The following is a 17116-nucleotide window of genomic DNA, read 5'->3' on the forward strand; positions in this document are numbered from 1 at the left end:
AACATTGCTGGCGCCGGCCCCGCCGTCTTATTCCGCGGAGTTTTATCATGCCTACCGACATCCCCCCGGCGCCATCAGCCGCCACCCCTCTATTGACCCTGGATAACATCGGCAAGTCCTATGTCGGCCCCGTGCTGGGCGGCGTGGGCTTGCGCTTTGCCCCCGGCCAGGTGCTGGCGCTGACGGGCGAAAACGGCGCGGGCAAGAGCACCCTGTCGAAGATCATCTGCGGCCTGGAGCCAGCCACCACGGGCACGATGCTGCTCGACGGCAAGCCTTACCAGCCCGCCTCGCGCGGCGCCGCCGAGGCGCTGGGCATCCGCATGGTGATGCAGGAACTCAATTTGATTCCCACCCTGTCGATCGCGGAAAACCTGTACCTGAAAAATCTGCCGCAGCGTTTCGGCTTCATCGACCGCGGCCGCCTCGAACGCGACGCGCGCGAACAGATGGAAAAAGTGGGCTTGGGCGGACTCGACCCGTGGACCCTCGTGGGCGAGCTGGGCATCGGCCACCAGCAAATGATCGAGATCGCGCGCAATTTGATCGGCGCCTGCCGCCTGCTGGTGCTCGACGAGCCGACGGCCATGCTGACGCACCGCGAAGTGGAATTGCTGTTCCTGCAAATCGAGCGCCTGAAAGCCGAAGGCGTGTGCATCATCTATATTTCCCACCGCCTGGAAGAACTCAAGCGCGTGGCCGACCGCATCGCCGTGCTGCGCGACGGCCAGCTCGTGTGCGACGACGATATCGCGGGCCACTCGGCCGCCGATCTGGTCAGTCTGATGGTGGGCCGCTCGGCCGATGACGCCGTCGACCTGAGCGGACGCACCATCGGCGCGCCGTTGCTGCGCGTGCGCGGCCTGGCGCGCGGCAAGGTCGTCAATCCGACCTCGTTCGACTTGCGCGCGGGCGAAATCCTCGGCATCGCCGGCCTGATCGGCTCGGGCCGCACGGAATTGCTGCGCCTGATCTTCGGCGCCGACCGCGCCGACGCCGGTGACGTGTTCCTTGGCGACAGCGAAACACCTGCCGCCCTGGCCTCGCCGCAGGCAGCCGTGAAAGCGGGCATCGCCATGATCACGGAAGACCGCAAGGGACAAGGCTTGTTGTTGCGCCAGTCCATCGCCGTCAATACGACCCTGGCCTCGCTCGACACCGTCAGCGGCGCTGGCTGGCTCAACGATGCGGCCGAAGCATCGGTGGCCGACGACTATATTCAGCGCCTGGGCATCCGTTCGCGCAACAGCGCGCAAACGGTGGCCGAGCTGTCCGGCGGCAACCAGCAAAAGGTCGTGATCGCCCGCTGGCTGTACCGCGATTGCCCCGTGATGCTGTTCGACGAGCCCACGCGCGGCATCGATATCGGCGCCAAGTTTGATATTTATCAGGTGCTGGCCGAACAGGCGCGCCAGGGCAAGGGCCTCGTCATCGTCTCGAGCGACTTGCGCGAACTGATGCTGATCTGCGACCGCATCGCCGTCATGAGCGCGGGCAGCATCGTCGACACCTTCGAGCGCGGCGCCTGGAGCCAGGACGCGCTGCTGTCGGCCGCCTTCTCCGGCTATTTGACCCCCACTTCCACTCCAGCTGCGGCCTGATCCGCCGGAAAGATTCCCATGACCACCCACTCCTCTCCTTCGTATCTGCAGCGCAGCCTGGCCGACCTGAAAAACTATGCGGGCCTGATCGGCGCTTTGCTCGCCATGTGCGTGCTGTTCTCGTTTGCCAGCGAAAACTTTTTTACTTTGGCTACCCTCAGCACCTTGTCGAACAATATCCCGACCCTCGTCGTGATGGCCGTCGGCATGACGTTCGTGCTGATCATCGGCGGCATCGATTTATCGGTCGGTTCCGTGATGGCGCTGGCCGCTTCCGTGCTGTCGCTGGCCGTCGTGCACTGGGGCTGGCCCGTGTGGAGTGCGGCCCTGCTGGGCATGTTCGTCGCCGCCCTGTGCGGCGCCACGACGGGCCTCATTTCCGTCGGCTGGCGCATCCCCTCGTTCATTGTGTCCTTGGGGGTGCTGGAAATGGCGCGCGGCATGGCGTATCAGGTGACGAACTCGCGCACGGAATACATCGGCAGCGCCGTTGACGGCATCAGCTCGCCGATCGCGTTCGGCCTGTCGCCCGCTTTCATCGCCTCGATCGCCATTGTCGTCATCGGCCATTTGGTGCTCACGCGCACGGTGCTGGGCCGCCATTGGATCGGCATCGGCACGAATGAAGAAGCCGTGCGTTTGTCCGGCATCAACACAAAACCGTCGAAGGTGCTGGTGTTTGCACTGATGGGCTTTCTTGCCGGCGTGGGCGCGCTGTTCCAGGTGTCGCGCCTGGAAGCGGCCGACCCGAACGGCGGCGTGGGCATGGAATTGCAGGTGATCGCCGCCGTCGTGATCGGCGGCACGAGCCTGATGGGCGGACGCGGTTCCGTCATCAGCACCTTTATCGGCGTGTTGATCATTTCCGTGCTGGAAGCGGGCCTGGCGCAAGTGGGCGTGTCCGAACCCGTGAAACGCATCGTCACGGGCCTGGTGATCGTTGCGGCCGTGGTGCTCGACACCTACCGCCGCCGCGGCGAGCGTTCATAATACTGGCCCATGGCAACCATCAAACAAGTGGCGCAGGCGGCGGGGGTGTCGTTTACCACCGTGTCGCACGTCCTCAACAATACCCGTCCCGTCAGCGACGAGGCGCGCCGCGCCGTGCTGGCGGCCGTGGAACAATTGCATTACGTGCCCAGCGCGCTGGCGCGCTCCTTGCGCAGCCGCAGCACGGGCACCATCGGCCTGATCATCCCCAACAATACGAACCCGTATTTTTCGGAAGTGGCGCGCGGCATCGAGGACAGCTGCTACGCGGCCGGCTACAGCGTGATTTTATGCAATTCCGATGACGACCCCGTCAAGCAGCGCGACTATCTGAACGTGCTCTTGACCAAGCGCTGCGACGGTCTGATTTTGTCCGCGCTGGCCGACAGCGACGGCGAATTGCTGCGCAAGATGAAGGTGCCGGCCGTGCTGCTCGACCGCGCGCCCAGCGACCTGTCCATCGATGCCGTGGCCGTCGACAACCGCGCCGGCGGTGAGCTGGCCGCACGCCACTTGCTGGGCCTGGGGCGCCGGCGTTTCGCCTGCATCGCCGGTCCCCGTGAAGTGAGCATTTCCAACGAGCGCATCGACGGCGTGCGCAGCGCCATGGCGGACGCGGGCGTGGCCCTGGACGACGCGCTGTGCCGCCATAGCGATTTTACGAGCGCGGGCGGCTATGCGGCCGCGCTGGACGTGCTGGCGCTGCCGCCAGGCCAGCGCCCCGATGCCTTGTTCTGCTGCAATGACTTGATGGCCTTTGGCGCCCTGCGCGCCGCCGCCGAGCGGGGTATTGCCGTGCCGGGCGAACTGGCCGTCGTCGGCTTCGACGATATCGACCTGGCCAGCTTCGTGCATCCGGCCTTGACCAGCGTGGCGCAAAATACGCGCGAGCTGGGCCACATCACGGCCGCCTGCCTGCTGGCGCGCATCGCCGACCCCGCCTTGCCGCGCCAGCAGCGCAGTATCGCGCCGGCACTGCACGTGCGCGGTTCCAGCATCGCCGCCGCTGCAACTTCCACCGCACCTACTTCTTCACCTGCAACTGAACTGATGGGAATGACATCATGATCGTGGTTATCGGCAGCATCAATATGGACCTGGTCTTGCGCGTGCCGCGCATGCCCCTCCCCGGCGAAACCCTGACGGGCGGCGCGTTTAGAACCATTCCTGGCGGCAAGGGCGCCAACCAGGCCGTGGCCTGCGCGCGCCTGAGCGGCAAAGTGGCCGGTGCCCAGCAAGTGGCCATGGTCGCTTGCGTGGGCGACGATGCGTTTGGCGCGACCCTGCGCGCGGCGCTCGTCGGCGACGGCATCATCGACAGCCACATCACGACCTTGCCCGGTGTCGCGTCCGGCATCGCCTCGATCCTCGTCGACGACAACGGCCAGAACAGTATCGTGATCGCCGGCGGCGCCAACGATTTATTGAGCCCCGCGCACATCGACGCGGCGCAAGGGTTAATTGAGCAGGCCGACATCGTCGTGCTGCAGCTGGAAACCCCGATGGCCACCGTCGTGCACGCGATCAAATTGGCCCGTTCGCTGGGCAAGACCGTGGTGCTGAACCCGGCTCCGGCGGCCAGCTTGCCGGAAGGCGTGCTGGAACTGGTCGACTACCTGATTCCGAATGAAATCGAGGCGGCCATGCTGGCCGGCGTCAGCCCGGAATGCGCGGACGTCAAGGCGCTGGCCGGCGCGCTGCAAAAGCTGGGCAGCGACAACGTCATCATCACCTTGGGTTCCAAGGGCGCGCACGCGGCCCTGTATGGCGGCGATTTCACGTTCCCGGCCGAAGCGGTGCAAGCCGTCGACACGACGGCCGCCGGCGACACGTTTATCGGCGGTTTTGTGGCGGGCCTGGCGTCCGGCATGGACGAGGCGGAAGCGATCCAGCAAGGCCAGCGCGCGGCCGCCTGGAGCGTGACCAAGCCCGGCGCGCAAACGTCGATCCCCCACTTGCACGAGCTGTTCTGAGACCATGAAAAAATCACCGCTGCTTAATATCGCACTGTCGCAACTGATCGCGTCGCTGGGCCATGGCGACATGCTCGTCATCGGCGACGCGGGCTTGCCGTCGCAGCCGGGCGTGCCCCTGATCGACCTGGCCCTGACGCGCGGCATCCCCGGCTTCATCGATACCGTCAACACCGTGCTGAGCGAAATGCAGGTGGAATACCATTTGCTCGCCAGCGAGTTGCCGCAGCATAATCCGGCCATGGCGGCGCAGGTGGCGGCCCTGGCCTTGCCCGATGCGCGTCAGGTGACGCACGACGAGTTCAAGCAATTGTCGAAGGGCGCGCGCGCCATCGTGCGCACGGGCGAGTGCAGTCCGTACGCCAACATCGTTCTGGTGGCTGGCGTCGTGTTCTAGCGCAAACAATGGCGCGATTGTTTGCCAAAAACATCAACGCTATTGTCCACACTGAAATAATTATCCATCGGCAAAAGGGGCGGCTACAATAGCCTTACCCCTGCCAGCTCGGCAGCTTCCTGTGGTGTTCCGCCATGCCGATGAAAGCATCCGACGCTTTCCGCTGCTGTTTCATTCTGCTGCTGTGCCTGGCCACGCCCGTCCGGGCGCTGGAAGCCGTCTCCCTGCACCTCAATTTCACGCATCAATTCCAGTTCGCCGGCTATTACGCGGCCATCGAGCAAGGCTATTACCGCGAGGCGGGGCTGGAGGTGACATTGGTCGAAGGCAGCGGCGTGCCGCCTGCCGAGGCGGCCGTGCTGGCGGGCCAGGCCGAATATGGCGTGGGCAACAGCACCTTGTTGCTCAGCCGCCTGGCGGGCAAGCCGGTGGTGGTGCTGGCCGTGGTGTTCCAGCATTCGCCCAGCGTGCTGCTGATGCGCCAGCAGGGCGGCGCGCCCGACGTGCGCAAGCTAGTGGGGGCGCCCGTGATGATCGGTGCGGCCGTCAATGTGGCGGCCGCCTCCGATGAAGTGTCGCTATTCCTGGGGAAAATGGGCGTCGCGCCGCAGCAGATGCGTCACTTGCCGCCCAGCTACCGGATCGAGGATTTGATCGATGGCAAGGTCGATGCGATTGCCGCGTACTCCACCAACGAACCGGACTACCTGGACCGGGCGGGATTTTCCTATTACCAGTTTACGCCGCGCACGGCCGGCATCGATTTCTACGGCGACAACCTGTTTACCAGCGAGCAGGAACTGCGCCGCCATCCCGAGCGTGTCAAAGCGTTCCGCGCGGCTAGCCTGCGCGGCTGGCAATACGCGATGGCGCATCGCGAGGAAATGGCGCAACTGATCCACGTCAAATACAGCCAGCGCCACGACCGCGCGCACCTGCTGTACGAGGCGCAGCAGATGGAATTGCTGCTGCAGCCCGTGCTGGTGGAGCTCGGCTACATGAATCCCCAGCGTTGGCAGCATATTGCCGACACGTATGCGGCCATGGGCGTGCTGCCGCCCAAGGCCACGGACAGCCGCGCCTACAAGGGCTTCCTGTACCGCCCCGTGCCGGGCGCCGACCTGGGCTGGCTGTATTTGTCGCTGGGCCTGGCGGGCAGTTTGCTGGCCGTGTCTGCCGGCTTCCACTTCAACAACCTAGCGCGCGAGCGCCGCCGCACGGAGGAAACCATCCGCCAGGGGGAATTGCGCTTTCGCACCATGTTCGAGGAAGCGCCCATGGGCATCGCCCTGATCGATACCGTGAGCGGACAGTTTCTCGATATCAATCCGCGCTATCTGGCCATCGCCGGACGCACGCTGGAACACATGAAGCAAACGAGCTGGATGGAGATCAGCCATCCCGACGATGTGGCCGGCGAGCAGGCGCACGTGGCGCAGTTGCTGGCGCGGCGTTTGCAGGGATTCCGCCACGCCAAGCGCATCGTGCGTCCCGATGGCGGCGTGGTGTGGGTCGATGCCTCGGTGACGGCCATCGCCACGGCGCGCCATGGCGGACCGCACCACTTGTGCATGCTGGAAGACGTGACGGACAAGCGGCAAACGGAAGCGCTGATCTGGCAGCAAGCCAATTTCGATACCCTGACGCAATTGCCGAACCGCCGCATGTTCCACGAGCGTTTGCGCCTGGCGCTGGCCCAGGGGCGGCGCGATGCGAGCCGCGTGGCCATCCTGTTCATCGATCTCGACCATTTCAAGGAAGTCAACGACACCCTCGGCCACCACCAGGGCGATATCTTGCTGATCGAGGCGGCGCGGCGCATCCGCGTGGGCGTGCGCGAGACGGACACGGTGGCGCGCCTGGGCGGCGATGAATTCACGGTGATCCTGTCCGACATCGACGACCTGCAGCAAGTCGACCGCATCGCGCGGCAGATACTCGACGGCTTGCTGGCGCCATTCCTGCTGGGACAGGAGCAGGCCTTCGTCTCGGCCTCGATCGGCATCACCCTGTATCCCGATGATGCGGGCACGATCGAGGACTTGCTCAAGCAGGCGGACCAGGCCATGTATGTGTCGAAAGGCGCGGGGCGCAACCGCTACAGCTACTTTACGCCGGCCATGCAGGTGGCGGCCGTCAACCGCATGCGCATGGGAGCGGACTTGCGCACGGCCCTGCGCGAACAGCAGATGCAGCTGTATTTCCAGCCCATCGTCGAACTGCACAGCGGTAATATTGCCAAAGCGGAAGCCTTGCTGCGCTGGCACCATCCGCAACGTGGCATCGTGTATCCGCCCGATTTCCTCGCGCTGGCCGAAAGCAGCGGCCTGATCGTGGAGATCGGCGACTGGGTGCTGCGTACGGCGGCCACGCAACTGCTGCACTGGCGCGCGCAGGGCCAGGCCATCGGTTTACCGGGACTGCAACTGTGCCTGAACCAGTCGCCGCTGGAATTGCAGCGCGAAGTGGAGGCGCCCGGCACCTGGCTGCGCCAGCTGATGGCGCTCGATGTGCCGGCCTCGGCCATTGTGCTCGACATGCGCGAAGATGTACTTTTACCCAACGGCAATAGCATGGCGCCACGCCTGCAGCACATGCGCGAAGCGGGCCTGCAGATCGCCCTCGACGACTTCGGCAGCGGCCATGCCTCGCTGACGCAGCTGCAGCAATGCGGCATCGATTACCTGAAGCTCGACGGCGTGCTGGTGCGCAAACTGGCGGCCGGCGCCAGCGAACTGGTGCTGTGCGAAGCCATCGTCACCATGGCCCACAAGCTGGGCTTGCAGGTCATTGCCGAAGGGGTGGAGACCGAAGAGCAGCGCGCGCGGCTGCTGGAGATCGGCTGCGATTTCGCGCAAGGCGAGCTGTTTGCGCCAGCGCTGGCCATCGAAGCGTTCGACGCGCTGCTGCACGCCCGGCGGCCCTTGCGCCCTTGAAACAGGCCCAGCCTGCCACCAGATTTCATCCGGGCCTGCGGGACGGGGCTCCCGGCTTGAACGGGCTTATACTCGATGGGCTGGCGCCTGCGCCCGGCTTTGCTGTCACCGGTACCTACACCGGGTGCGCAGGCAATATTCTTCCATTCACTCAACTCGAGGTGACCTCATGGGCATTTTCAGCAATATCTACAACAAGATCTTCCACCATTCGTCCGATGCAGCACCGGCTGCCACGCCGGCCGCCGCCGCGACGGCACCGGCAGCGGCACCTGCCGCTCCTGCTGCCGCTCCTGCTGCCGCCGCGCCCGTCGTGGACGTGGAAGTGGTGCTGGTCGACCTGGCCAGCAAGAACGCGGAAAAACTCAATTGGCGCACGTCCATCGTCGACCTGATGAAACTGCTTCAACTCGACAGCAGCCTGGCCGCGCGCAAGGAACTGGCGCAAGAGCTGCACTTCACGGGCGACACCAACGATTCGGCCAGCATGAATATCTGGCTGCACCGCCAGGTGATGATCAAGCTGGCCGAAAACGGCGGCAAGGTACCGGAAGAACTCAAGAACTAAACACCTGGCGGCGGCAGGGGTATCCACTGTCACCGCTATCCAATCGCGTGGGAACTGCCTATCATGGAGTTCCCATAGTGTCATGATAGCTAAAACCAATTGAAACTATTGTGACAATCAATTTTGCATATGGGTTAAAACCCCTTACACTAGAGTCTTACTGATTCACCACACGAGAGGAAATGAAATGTCGCTGATCAATACCCAAGTTAAACCATTCAAGGCAACCGCATACCACAATGGCAAATTCGTCGATCTGACGGAAGCGTCGCTGAAAGGCAAGTGGTCGGTATTCGTCTTCTACCCAGCCGACTTTACCTTCGTTTGCCCAACCGAACTGGAAGATCTGGCCGATCACCACGCTGAATTCCAGAAGCTGGGCGTTGATGTCTACGGCATCTCGACCGATTCGCACTTCGCGCACAAAGCATGGCACGACACCTCGGACGCGATCAAGAAAGTGCAATACGCACTGATCGGCGACCCAACCGGTACCCTGTCGCGCAATTTCGAAGTCATGATCGAAGAAGAAGGCATGGCACTGCGCGGTACCTTCGTCATCAATCCGGACGGCTTCATCAAAGTGCTGGAAGTGCATGACAACGGCATCGGCCGTGACGCATCGGAACTGTTGCGCAAAGTTAAGGCCGCTCAATACGTTGCCGCTCACCCAGGCGAAGTGTGCCCAGCCAAATGGACGGAAGGCGCAGCAACCCTGACCCCATCGCTGGACCTGGTTGGCAAGATCTAAGTCTTGACGCCTTGAAGTACACAGCAGCAAACAAGTAGTTACCGCGATGCCGGACCGGGTGTCCGGCCCGGCATTCGCCTAAATATTTGTAGAAAAGGAAAAAATCATGTTAGACGCCACCCTCAAAACCCAACTGAAATCCTACCTGGAAAAAGTGGTGTATCCGCTTGAGCTGGTCGCTTCTCTCGATGACAGCGCAAAAGCCCGCGAGATGAAGGAATTGCTCCAGGAGATAGTCCTGTTGAGCGACAAGATCACGCTGGTCGAGCGCCTTGACGCTGGCGTACGGGCCCCGTCGTTCAGCATCAACCGTGCAGGCTCCGACATCGGCGTGCGTTTCGCCGGTGTGCCGCTGGGCCACGAATTTACCTCCCTGGTGCTGGCGCTGCTGCAAGTGGGCGGCCACACCATCAAGTTCGACGAGGCCGTGATCGAACAGATCCGCAACCTCGACGGCGATTATGAGTTTGAAACGTTTATTTCGCTTTCCTGCCATAACTGCCCGGAAGTGGTGCAGGCATTGAATGCCATGGCCGTGATCAACCCGCGCATCAAGGTCACTACCATCGATGGCGGCGTGTTCCCGCAAGAAGTGGAAGAGCGCCAGATCATGGCCGTGCCGATGATGTTCCTCAATGGTGAACACTTCGGCCAGGGCCGCACGAATGTCGAGGAAATCCTCGCCAAGCTCGACACCAACGCCGGCGCCCGCCAGGCCGAAGCGCTGAACAAGAAAGACGTGTTTGATGTGCTGATCGTCGGCGGCGGCCCAGCCGGTGCGGCAGCGGCCATCTACGCGGCCCGCAAGGGTATCAAGACGGGCGTCTTGGCCGAGCGTTTCGGCGGCCAGGTGCTCGACACTCTCGCCATCGAAAACTTTATTTCCGTCAAGGAAACCGATGGTCCGAAGTTCGCCATGGCGCTGGAACAGCACGTCAAGGAATACGACGTCGACATCATGAACACCCAGCGCGCCGCGAAATTGACGCCGGGCAAGCTGATCGAGATTGAAACGGCGAATGGCGCCGTGCTGAAAGCCAAGACCGTCATCCTGGCCACCGGCGCCCGCTGGCGCGAAATCAACGTGCCGGGCGAGAAGGAATACCGCAACCACGGTGTCGCCTACTGCCCGCACTGCGATGGCCCGCTGTTCAAGGGCAAGCGCGTGGCCGTGATCGGCGGCGGCAACTCGGGCGTGGAAGCGGCGATCGACCTGGCCGGTCTCGTGAAACACGTGACCCTGATCGAGTTCGGCGCGGAACTGCGCGCCGATGCGGTGCTGCAACGCAAGCTGCACAGCCTGCCTAACGTGACCGTGATCACCTCGGCGCAAACGACCGAGATCCACGGCGACGGCAAGATCGTCAATGGCCTGAGCTACACGGACCGGGTCGGCGGCGAGTCGAACAAGGTCGAGCTGGAAGGCGTCTTCGTGCAAATTGGCCTGGTGCCGAACACGGAGTGGCTCAAAGGCACGGTAGCCTTGTCGCGCCACGGCGAAATCGAAGTGGACGCCCGCGGCCAGACCTCGATCCCCGGTGTGTTCGCGGCAGGCGACGTCACCACGGTGCCGTACAAGCAGATCATCATCGCCACCGGCGAAGGCGCCAAGGCGGCTTTGTCCGCCTTTGACCACCTGATCCGCTCGGACGACGAGGAAGTGGTGGAAGAGTCCGCATCGAAAGAAGCATTGACGGCGTAAATCTTTACGCTGCAAAAAACCGGAACGGCCGCGAGGTGGTTCCGGTTTTTTTATGCGTAGAAGAAACTTAGCTGCCCGCGTACTGGGGATTGGCGGCCACATACACTTGCACGCCGTCGACGGGCATGTCCTTCGGCGCGATCTCGGCCAGGGCGAAGACGGTCTTGTTGCTGAAGGTTTGCACGTGCCAGGTAAAACGCTGGCCGGCGCGCGCGATGGTGACGGTTTCGCCGCGCGTGACGTTGATGTGGCGGGTATCGGGTTGCAGCTCGATGCTGCGCTGGGCGGCCGCGTGCGGGGCGCTGCTGCCGTAGTCGGCGGCCGTGCCCGTGGGGCCGGCGGCGATGGCCGAGGCGGCAAGGGTGGCAAAAGCGGCGCACAGAATCGCCAGGGCGCTGCGGTGGGTGTTCAACATAGTCATCTCCAAGAATAAGCCTGGCGCAGCGAGTGGCCGCGCCGTGTTGTCGTTGTGGCTGCACCGGGATCGCCGGTTTTTGCAACACGGCATCCTAAGCGTTTCTTGTCGGATCTGCAAAGTCCTATTTCACAATTGCACCGTCGCTGCCAAGGGCACGAGCAAGGCCAGCGCCAGTTGCAGCTTTTTGTGCTGGCCCAGCGAGAGGGCGGTGATGCTTTGCTGCAAGGCGGACGTCATGGCAAACGTGCTCAGGTCGTCGTTCAGCAGGGACTGGTCGCTGCCCGGATACGGGGCCAGGCGCAGGATGAGGTAGGGGGAAAAGCTGCGGGGCAGGGGCAGAATCGGGGTAGCGCTGATTCTAGAGCATTTGCGGTCCCACAATGGGAAAAGCCCTTCGGTTCAGAGAACCAAAGGGCTTTTCTTTTATTGGCGGAGCGGACGGGACTCGAACCCGCGACCCCCGACGTGACAGGCCGGTATTCTAACCAACTGAACTACCACTCCAAGCTCGTATGATCTGTGTTGCTGATCCATGAAGCACTGGATAATTTTCTGTATTGGTGGTGGGTGCTGAGAGGCTCGAACTCCCGACCTACGCCTTGTAAGGGCGCCGCTCTACCAACTGAGCTAAGCACCCGCATACCCAGAAAACTATCCCGACGTTTGTCACCACGTCTGGAAGAGGCACTATTATAGGGGGCGCTTTCGTGCTTGTGCAACTATTCTTGAGGGTGAACAGCAGTTTTTTTGCTGAAAAGCGCAAAAATATTCAGGGAAGGGGGGAGCTGACGTGTTTTCTGCTTCTGAAATGGGAAAAGCCCTTCGGTTCAGAGAACCAAAGGGCTTTTCTTTTATTGGCGGAGCGGACGGGACTCGAACCCGCGACCCCCGACGTGACAGGCCGGTATTCTAACCAACTGAACTACCACTCCAAGCTCGTATGATCTGTATTGCTGATCCATGAAGCACTGGACAGTTTTCTGATTTGGTGGGTGCTGAGAGGCTCGAACTCCCGACCTACGCCTTGTAAGGGCGCCGCTCTACCAACTGAGCTAAGCACCCGTTGCTTGTCTCAGAAAACCATCCCGACGTTTGTCACCACGTCTGGAAGAGGCGCTATTATAGGACGGACAAAATCCTTCTGCAAGCGCTTTTTTTACTTTACTCTGTAATACCCCACTGCGACAGCATCCACGCCATATTGAACGCATTCTCGGCGATGGCGTTATAGCGGCCCGAAGCGCCGCCGTGGCCGGCGCCCATATTCGTTTTCAGCAGCAGGGGATTGCCGTCCGTCTTATACGCGCGCAGCTTGGCCACGTATTTCGCCGGTTCCCAGTACATGACCTGGCTGTCGTTCAGGCCCGTCGTCACCAGCATGGCCGGGTAATTCTTGCGCGCAATGTTGTCGTAGGGCGAGTAGCTGAGCATGTAGTCGTAGGCCGCCTTCTGGTTCGGGTCGCCCCATTCCAGGTATTCGCCCGTGGTCAGCGGCAGGCTGGCGTCCATCATGGTGTTCATCACGTCGACGAAGGGCACGGCCGCGTGCACGGCGTGGAACAGCTCGGGGCGCATGTTGACGACGGCGCCCATCAAGAGGCCGCCGGCGCTGCCGCCCTGGATGATCAGGCGGTTCGGGCTGGTCCATTTTTCGCGCACCAGGTAGTCGGCGCTGTCGATGAAGTCATTGAAGGTGTTTTTCTTCTTCATCAGCATGCCGTCTTCATGCCACGCTTCGCCCATGTCCGTGCCGCCGCGGATATGCGCTTGCGCATAGATGACGCCCCGTTCCAGCAGGCTGATGCGGCTGATGGCAAAACTGGCTTCCGTGGAAATGCCGTACGAGCCATACGAGTACAGCAGCAGCGGCGCGGAACCGTCGAGCTTGACGCCCTTCTTGTAGACGACCCACAGCGGCACTTGCACGCCATCGCGCGCTGTCACCCACAGACGCTGCGTGGTGTAGCGGCTGCCGTCAAAACCGCCGACGATTTCCTGCTGCTTGAGCACCGTGCGCTTGCCGTCTTGCATGCCGACGTCGATGACGGTGGGCGGCGTGACGGGCGACTGGTAGGACATGCGAAATTGTGTGGCGGAAAACTCCGGCGTACCGGCCGCCGTGGCCAGGTAGACGGGATCGTCGAACTGCACCGTCTTCCAGTTATGCCGCGCGAAATCATGGATGCGCGCGCGGTTCAGGGCACGGGCCTTTTCCATCACCACCAGGTAGCCCTGGAAGACGTCGATGGACTGGATCACGGCATCCTTGTTGTGCGGCACGACGCTCTTCCAGTTCTTCGGCTGCGGGGCGGTCACCGGCGCGCTGACGACGCGGAAATTCTTCGCCTCCTTGTTGGTCAGAATATACAGCTGGCCGTCGCGGTGCTCGATGCCGTAGCGGTGGCCTTTTTCCCGTTTCAGCACGGACTGGAAACTGCCTTCCGGCTTGCTCGTTGGCAGCAGCAGCACTTCGCTCGTATCCGTGCTGCGCGCAGTGAGCACGAAGTAGCGATGGTCGCGCGTGCGGCTCACGCCGATGGCGAACTGTTCCACTGGCTCGTGGTAGACCTGCTGCAAGGTGCCGCCCAGAGGCAGGCGGAACAAGCGGTCCGCGCGCTTGGTGGTGGCGTCTTCCTGCGTCAGCATCAGGGTGGCGTTATTGGCCGCCCAGGCCAGCGAGGTCACGCGCGGCATGGTGTCCGTGAGCAGCTTGCCCGTCTTCAAATCCTTGACATGCAGTTCGTACTGGCGAAAACCCGTCGTGTCGGTGGTGTAGGCCAGCAACTGTTCATTCGGACTGATGGCAAACGCGCGTACGGCAAAGAATTTGTGGCCTTCTGCCAATTGATTCTGGTCCAGCAGGATTTCTTCAACCGCTTGCGCATCGTAGGCGCCGTTCTTGCCGACAGGACGGCGGCAGTGAATCGGGTATTGCTTGCCCGCTTCCGTGCGCGTGTAATAGTAGAAATTGCCCTGGCGCGCAGGCACGGACAAGTCCACTTCCTGCATGCGCCCCTTCACTTCCGCCGTCACCTTGTCGGCCAGCGGCTGGATCGGGGCCGTGACGGCGGCCGTGTAGGCATTTTCCGCATTCAGATAGTCGATCACGGCAGGATCGGTCTTCTTTTGCAGCCAGCGGTAGTCGTCCGTGACGACCGTGCCGTGGCGCGTTTCCTGCCAGGCCGTCTTGGCGGCGACAGGTGCGGTGGCGGTAGCGACAGTGGCGGCGTCGGCGGCCAGCGCGGATGGCGCCAGCGAGGACAGCAGCAGGACCGGCAGGATGGATAACCAGGCGGACCGGCGGCGCGCAGCGTGATGGGCGATAGACAAGGCGACTCCTTTGAATAGTTGTGTCAGGATTGTAATCTTGCTATTGGGAAAAGCAACCGCCTTGCGCGTGCGTTTCAACTTGCATCCATGGGCATTTCCAGCGATACTGTATATAATTACAGTATCCCGCCGCGAGGTGTCCTTGACCACATCTGCCTCCCCCGTTCCCGAGCCACCCACCGCGCGCCGCTGGATAGCCCATCTGGACATGGACGCCTTCTTTGCCTCCGTGGAACTGTTGAAATATCCGGAACTGCGTGGCGAAGCCGTCGTCATCGGCGGCGGACGCTTGCAGCAGCCCGTGCTGCAGGAAGACGGCACGCGGCAGTTTGCGCGCATGCGCGACTACGTTGGGCGCGGCGTCGTTACCACGTCGACCTATGCGGCGCGCGTGTTCGGCGTGTTTTCCGCCATGGGCATCATGAAGGCGGCCAAGCTGGCGCCCGACAGCATCCTGCTGCCGGCCGATTTCGAAGCCTACCGCGAGTATTCGGCCCGCTTCAAGCAGGCCGTGGCCCAGTTGTGCCCCATCATCCAGAACGTGGGCATCGATGAAATCTATGTCGATCTCACCGAATACGGCGAGCAGGCGCCGGCCATGGCGGCGCGCCTGAAGGCGGCCATGTTCGAAGCGACGGGCCTGTCGTGCTCGATCGGCCTGGCACCCAACAAATTGCTGGCGAAAATCTGTTCCGACCTGGAAAAACCGGACGGCCTGACCATCCTGAACCCGGAGGATATTGAAACGCGCGTGTGGCCCTTGCCGGCGAAAAAGATCAATGGCATCGGTCCGAAAGCGACGGCCAAGCTGGAAGCGCTAGGTATTTTCACCATCGGCGAGCTGGCCCGGGCCGACATGGCCATGCTGCGCACGCAGTTCGGCGACCTGTACACGGGCTGGCTGCGCCAGGCGGCGCTGGGCATCGACGAGCGGCCCGTGCAGACGAGCCGGGAAACCAAGTCCGTCAGCCGCGAAACGACGTTCGAGCGCGACTTGCAGGTGGTGCGCGACCGCGCCACCCTGTCGGAAAAGCTGGAAAGCCTGTGCACGCGCGTGGCGGGCGACCTCGATAAACAGTCGCTGGCGGGGCGCACGGTGGGCATCAAGCTGCGTTTCGAGGATTTCAGCACCGTCACGCGCGACATCACCCTGCCCAGTGCCACGGCGGATGCCGCCGCCATCCTGCGCGCCAGCCGCGACTGCCTGCGGCGCGTGCCGTTTGACAAGAAAATCCGCCTGCTGGGCGTGCGCATCTCGACCTTGTCCGACCCGGCCCTCGTGACGCGGCAGGCGCCGGCCCAGGCGGAGCTGTTTCCCGCCCTGTAGCGGTATTCCCCACGCAGCAACAACACCGCGCCAGTCCGCGCTTTTGACGGCATTCCCGTGTCGAAAGTGTAGAATGGCGTTCCCCTGGCACTACTGAAACAAACGGAAGACAAAAACTATGTGGTTCAAGAATCTTCAGATTTACCGCCTGCCCGCACCGTGGGCTTACACGCCAGAACAACTGGAAGAGGCGCTGTCCTCGAACAAATTTACGCCGGCGACCAGCATGGATCTGATGCGCCAGGGCTGGGATACGCCACGCCCGAACGGCGGCCTGGTCCACGTGGTCAACAAACAGATGCTGATCTTGCTGGGCACGGAAAAGAAACTGCTGCCGGCGACCGTCATCAACCAGGTCGCCAAGGCCCGCGCCGCCGAGATGGAAGAAGCGCAAGGCTTTGCCCCAGGCAAGAAAGCCATGAAGGAATTGAAGGAACGCGTGGCCGACGAACTGCTGCCGCGCGCCTTCAGCATCCGCAGCAACGTCTGGACGTGGATCGACCCCGTCAATGGCTGGCTGGTGGTCGATGCCGCCAGCCCGGCGAAAGCCGATGAAGTCATCAAGCTGCTGTTGAAAGCCGTCGACAAACTGCCGCTGGAAAGCCTGCGCGTGCAGCGCTCGCCCGTGGCGGTGATGACGGAATGGCTGCAGGCCGACGATGCGCCTGCCGGCTTCACGGTCGACATGGATACGGAATTGCGCGCCACGGGCGAAAGCAAGGCCACCGTGCGCTACGTGCGCCACACCCTGGAAGCGGACGACGTGCGCCGCCACATCGCGGCCGGCAAACAGTGCACGCGCCTGGCCATGACGTGGAACGACAAGATCTCGTTCGTGCTGACGGAGTCGCTGGCCATCAAGAGCGTCAAGCCGCTCGACGTGATCAAGGAAACGGAATCGAGCACGAAGAACGACGAAGAGCGTTTCGACGGCGACGTGATGCTGATGACGGGCGAGCTCTCCAAGCTGATGGCCGACGTGGTCGAAGCCTTGGGCGGCGAAGCGACGGCGTAACAGCCGTCATGCCGGTACGAAAAAAGGAGCTGCGGCTCCTTTTTTTTTGCCTGCGCAGGCCGCAGGCGCGGCATAAGAAAAAGGGCCTTGCAGTTGCAAGGCCCTTTG

At 62.6% G+C, this 17116-nt stretch carries 14 protein-coding genes and 4 tRNA genes; 11 read left to right on the plus strand and 7 right to left on the minus strand.

Going from position 1 to position 17116, the window contains the following annotated elements:
• The first annotated feature begins 47 nt into the window (after positions 1–47).
• The 9 genes from IGS55_RS22430 to ahpF all read left to right on the plus strand — a co-directional run bounded on the left by IGS55_RS22430 (position 48) and on the right by ahpF (position 10918).
• Complete coding sequence (locus IGS55_RS22430) at positions 48–1601, plus strand: sugar ABC transporter ATP-binding protein (RefSeq protein WP_230518907.1); 1554 nt, start codon at positions 48–50, stop codon at positions 1599–1601.
• Between the two features lie 18 nt (positions 1602–1619).
• Positions 1620–2591: an ABC transporter permease gene (locus tag IGS55_RS22435; RefSeq protein WP_070219453.1), complete on the plus strand. Its 972-nt coding sequence runs from the start codon at positions 1620–1622 to the stop codon at positions 2589–2591.
• A gap of 9 nt (positions 2592–2600) precedes the next feature.
• Positions 2601–3659 (plus strand): LacI family DNA-binding transcriptional regulator, encoded by a 1059-nt coding sequence (locus tag IGS55_RS22440; protein WP_230518906.1) that lies wholly within the window; start codon positions 2601–2603, stop codon positions 3657–3659.
• Positions 3656–4564, plus strand: coding sequence for a ribokinase (gene rbsK, locus IGS55_RS22445; protein ID WP_230518905.1), 909 nt, complete (start codon positions 3656–3658; stop codon positions 4562–4564). The genes IGS55_RS22440 and rbsK overlap by 4 nt, the downstream gene beginning before the upstream one ends.
• 4 nt (positions 4565–4568) lie before the next feature.
• Positions 4569–4961: a D-ribose pyranase gene (gene rbsD, locus IGS55_RS22450; RefSeq protein ID WP_230518904.1), complete on the plus strand. Its 393-nt coding sequence runs from the start codon at positions 4569–4571 to the stop codon at positions 4959–4961.
• 134 nt (positions 4962–5095) lie between these two features.
• Complete coding sequence (locus tag IGS55_RS22455; protein ID WP_230518903.1) at positions 5096–7897, plus strand: EAL domain-containing protein; 2802 nt, start codon at positions 5096–5098, stop codon at positions 7895–7897.
• A gap of 169 nt (positions 7898–8066) precedes the next feature.
• On the plus strand, positions 8067–8465 hold the full coding sequence (locus tag IGS55_RS22460; RefSeq protein WP_230518902.1) for a DUF3597 domain-containing protein: 399 nt from the start codon (positions 8067–8069) through the stop codon (positions 8463–8465).
• A gap of 187 nt (positions 8466–8652) precedes the next feature.
• Positions 8653–9216, plus strand: coding sequence for an alkyl hydroperoxide reductase subunit C (ahpC, locus tag IGS55_RS22465; protein WP_034753905.1), 564 nt, complete (start codon positions 8653–8655; stop codon positions 9214–9216).
• A 106-nt stretch (positions 9217–9322) separates the two neighbouring features.
• On the plus strand, positions 9323–10918 hold the full coding sequence (gene ahpF, locus IGS55_RS22470) for an alkyl hydroperoxide reductase subunit F (RefSeq protein ID WP_230518901.1): 1596 nt from the start codon (positions 9323–9325) through the stop codon (positions 10916–10918).
• Positions 10919–10985: 67 nt separating this feature from the next.
• Here the strand turns inward: ahpF and IGS55_RS22475 are convergent, their stop codons facing one another.
• The 7 genes from IGS55_RS22475 to IGS55_RS22505 form a co-directional block, all read right to left on the minus strand.
• Positions 10986–11333, minus strand: a complete 348-nt coding sequence (locus IGS55_RS22475) for a CzcE family metal-binding protein (protein WP_230518900.1) — start codon at positions 11331–11333, stop codon at positions 10986–10988.
• 129 nt (positions 11334–11462) lie between these two features.
• Positions 11463–11717 carry a hypothetical protein gene (locus tag IGS55_RS22480; protein WP_230518899.1) on the minus strand — a complete coding sequence of 85 codons (255 nt, stop codon included), beginning with the start codon at positions 11715–11717 and terminating at the stop codon, positions 11463–11465.
• A 46-nt stretch (positions 11718–11763) separates the two neighbouring features.
• Positions 11764–11840, minus strand: a tRNA-Asp gene (locus IGS55_RS22485).
• Between the two features lie 57 nt (positions 11841–11897).
• Positions 11898–11973: transfer RNA gene (locus tag IGS55_RS22490), tRNA-Val, on the minus strand.
• A gap of 218 nt (positions 11974–12191) precedes the next feature.
• Positions 12192–12268, minus strand: a tRNA-Asp gene (locus tag IGS55_RS22495).
• Between the two features lie 54 nt (positions 12269–12322).
• Positions 12323–12398 (minus strand) — tRNA-Val (locus tag IGS55_RS22500).
• 99 nt (positions 12399–12497) lie between these two features.
• Positions 12498–14666 carry a S9 family peptidase gene (locus IGS55_RS22505; RefSeq protein WP_230519490.1) on the minus strand — a complete coding sequence of 723 codons (2169 nt, stop codon included), beginning with the start codon at positions 14664–14666 and terminating at the stop codon, positions 12498–12500.
• 142 nt (positions 14667–14808) lie between these two features.
• Between IGS55_RS22505 and dinB the strand changes: the two genes are divergently transcribed.
• Positions 14809–15993, plus strand: a complete 1185-nt coding sequence (dinB, locus tag IGS55_RS22510; RefSeq protein WP_268992080.1) for a DNA polymerase IV — start codon at positions 14809–14811, stop codon at positions 15991–15993.
• Positions 15994–16111: 118 nt separating this feature from the next.
• Positions 16112–17008, plus strand: a complete 897-nt coding sequence (locus IGS55_RS22515; protein ID WP_034754435.1) for a recombination-associated protein RdgC — start codon at positions 16112–16114, stop codon at positions 17006–17008.
• The last annotated feature ends 108 nt before the right edge of the window (positions 17009–17116 follow it).

Origin of the sequence: Janthinobacterium sp. EB271-G4-3-2 (genome assembly GCF_020858035.1) — a bacterium.
GTDB lineage: Bacteria > Pseudomonadota > Gammaproteobacteria > Burkholderiales > Burkholderiaceae_D > Janthinobacterium > Janthinobacterium aestuarii.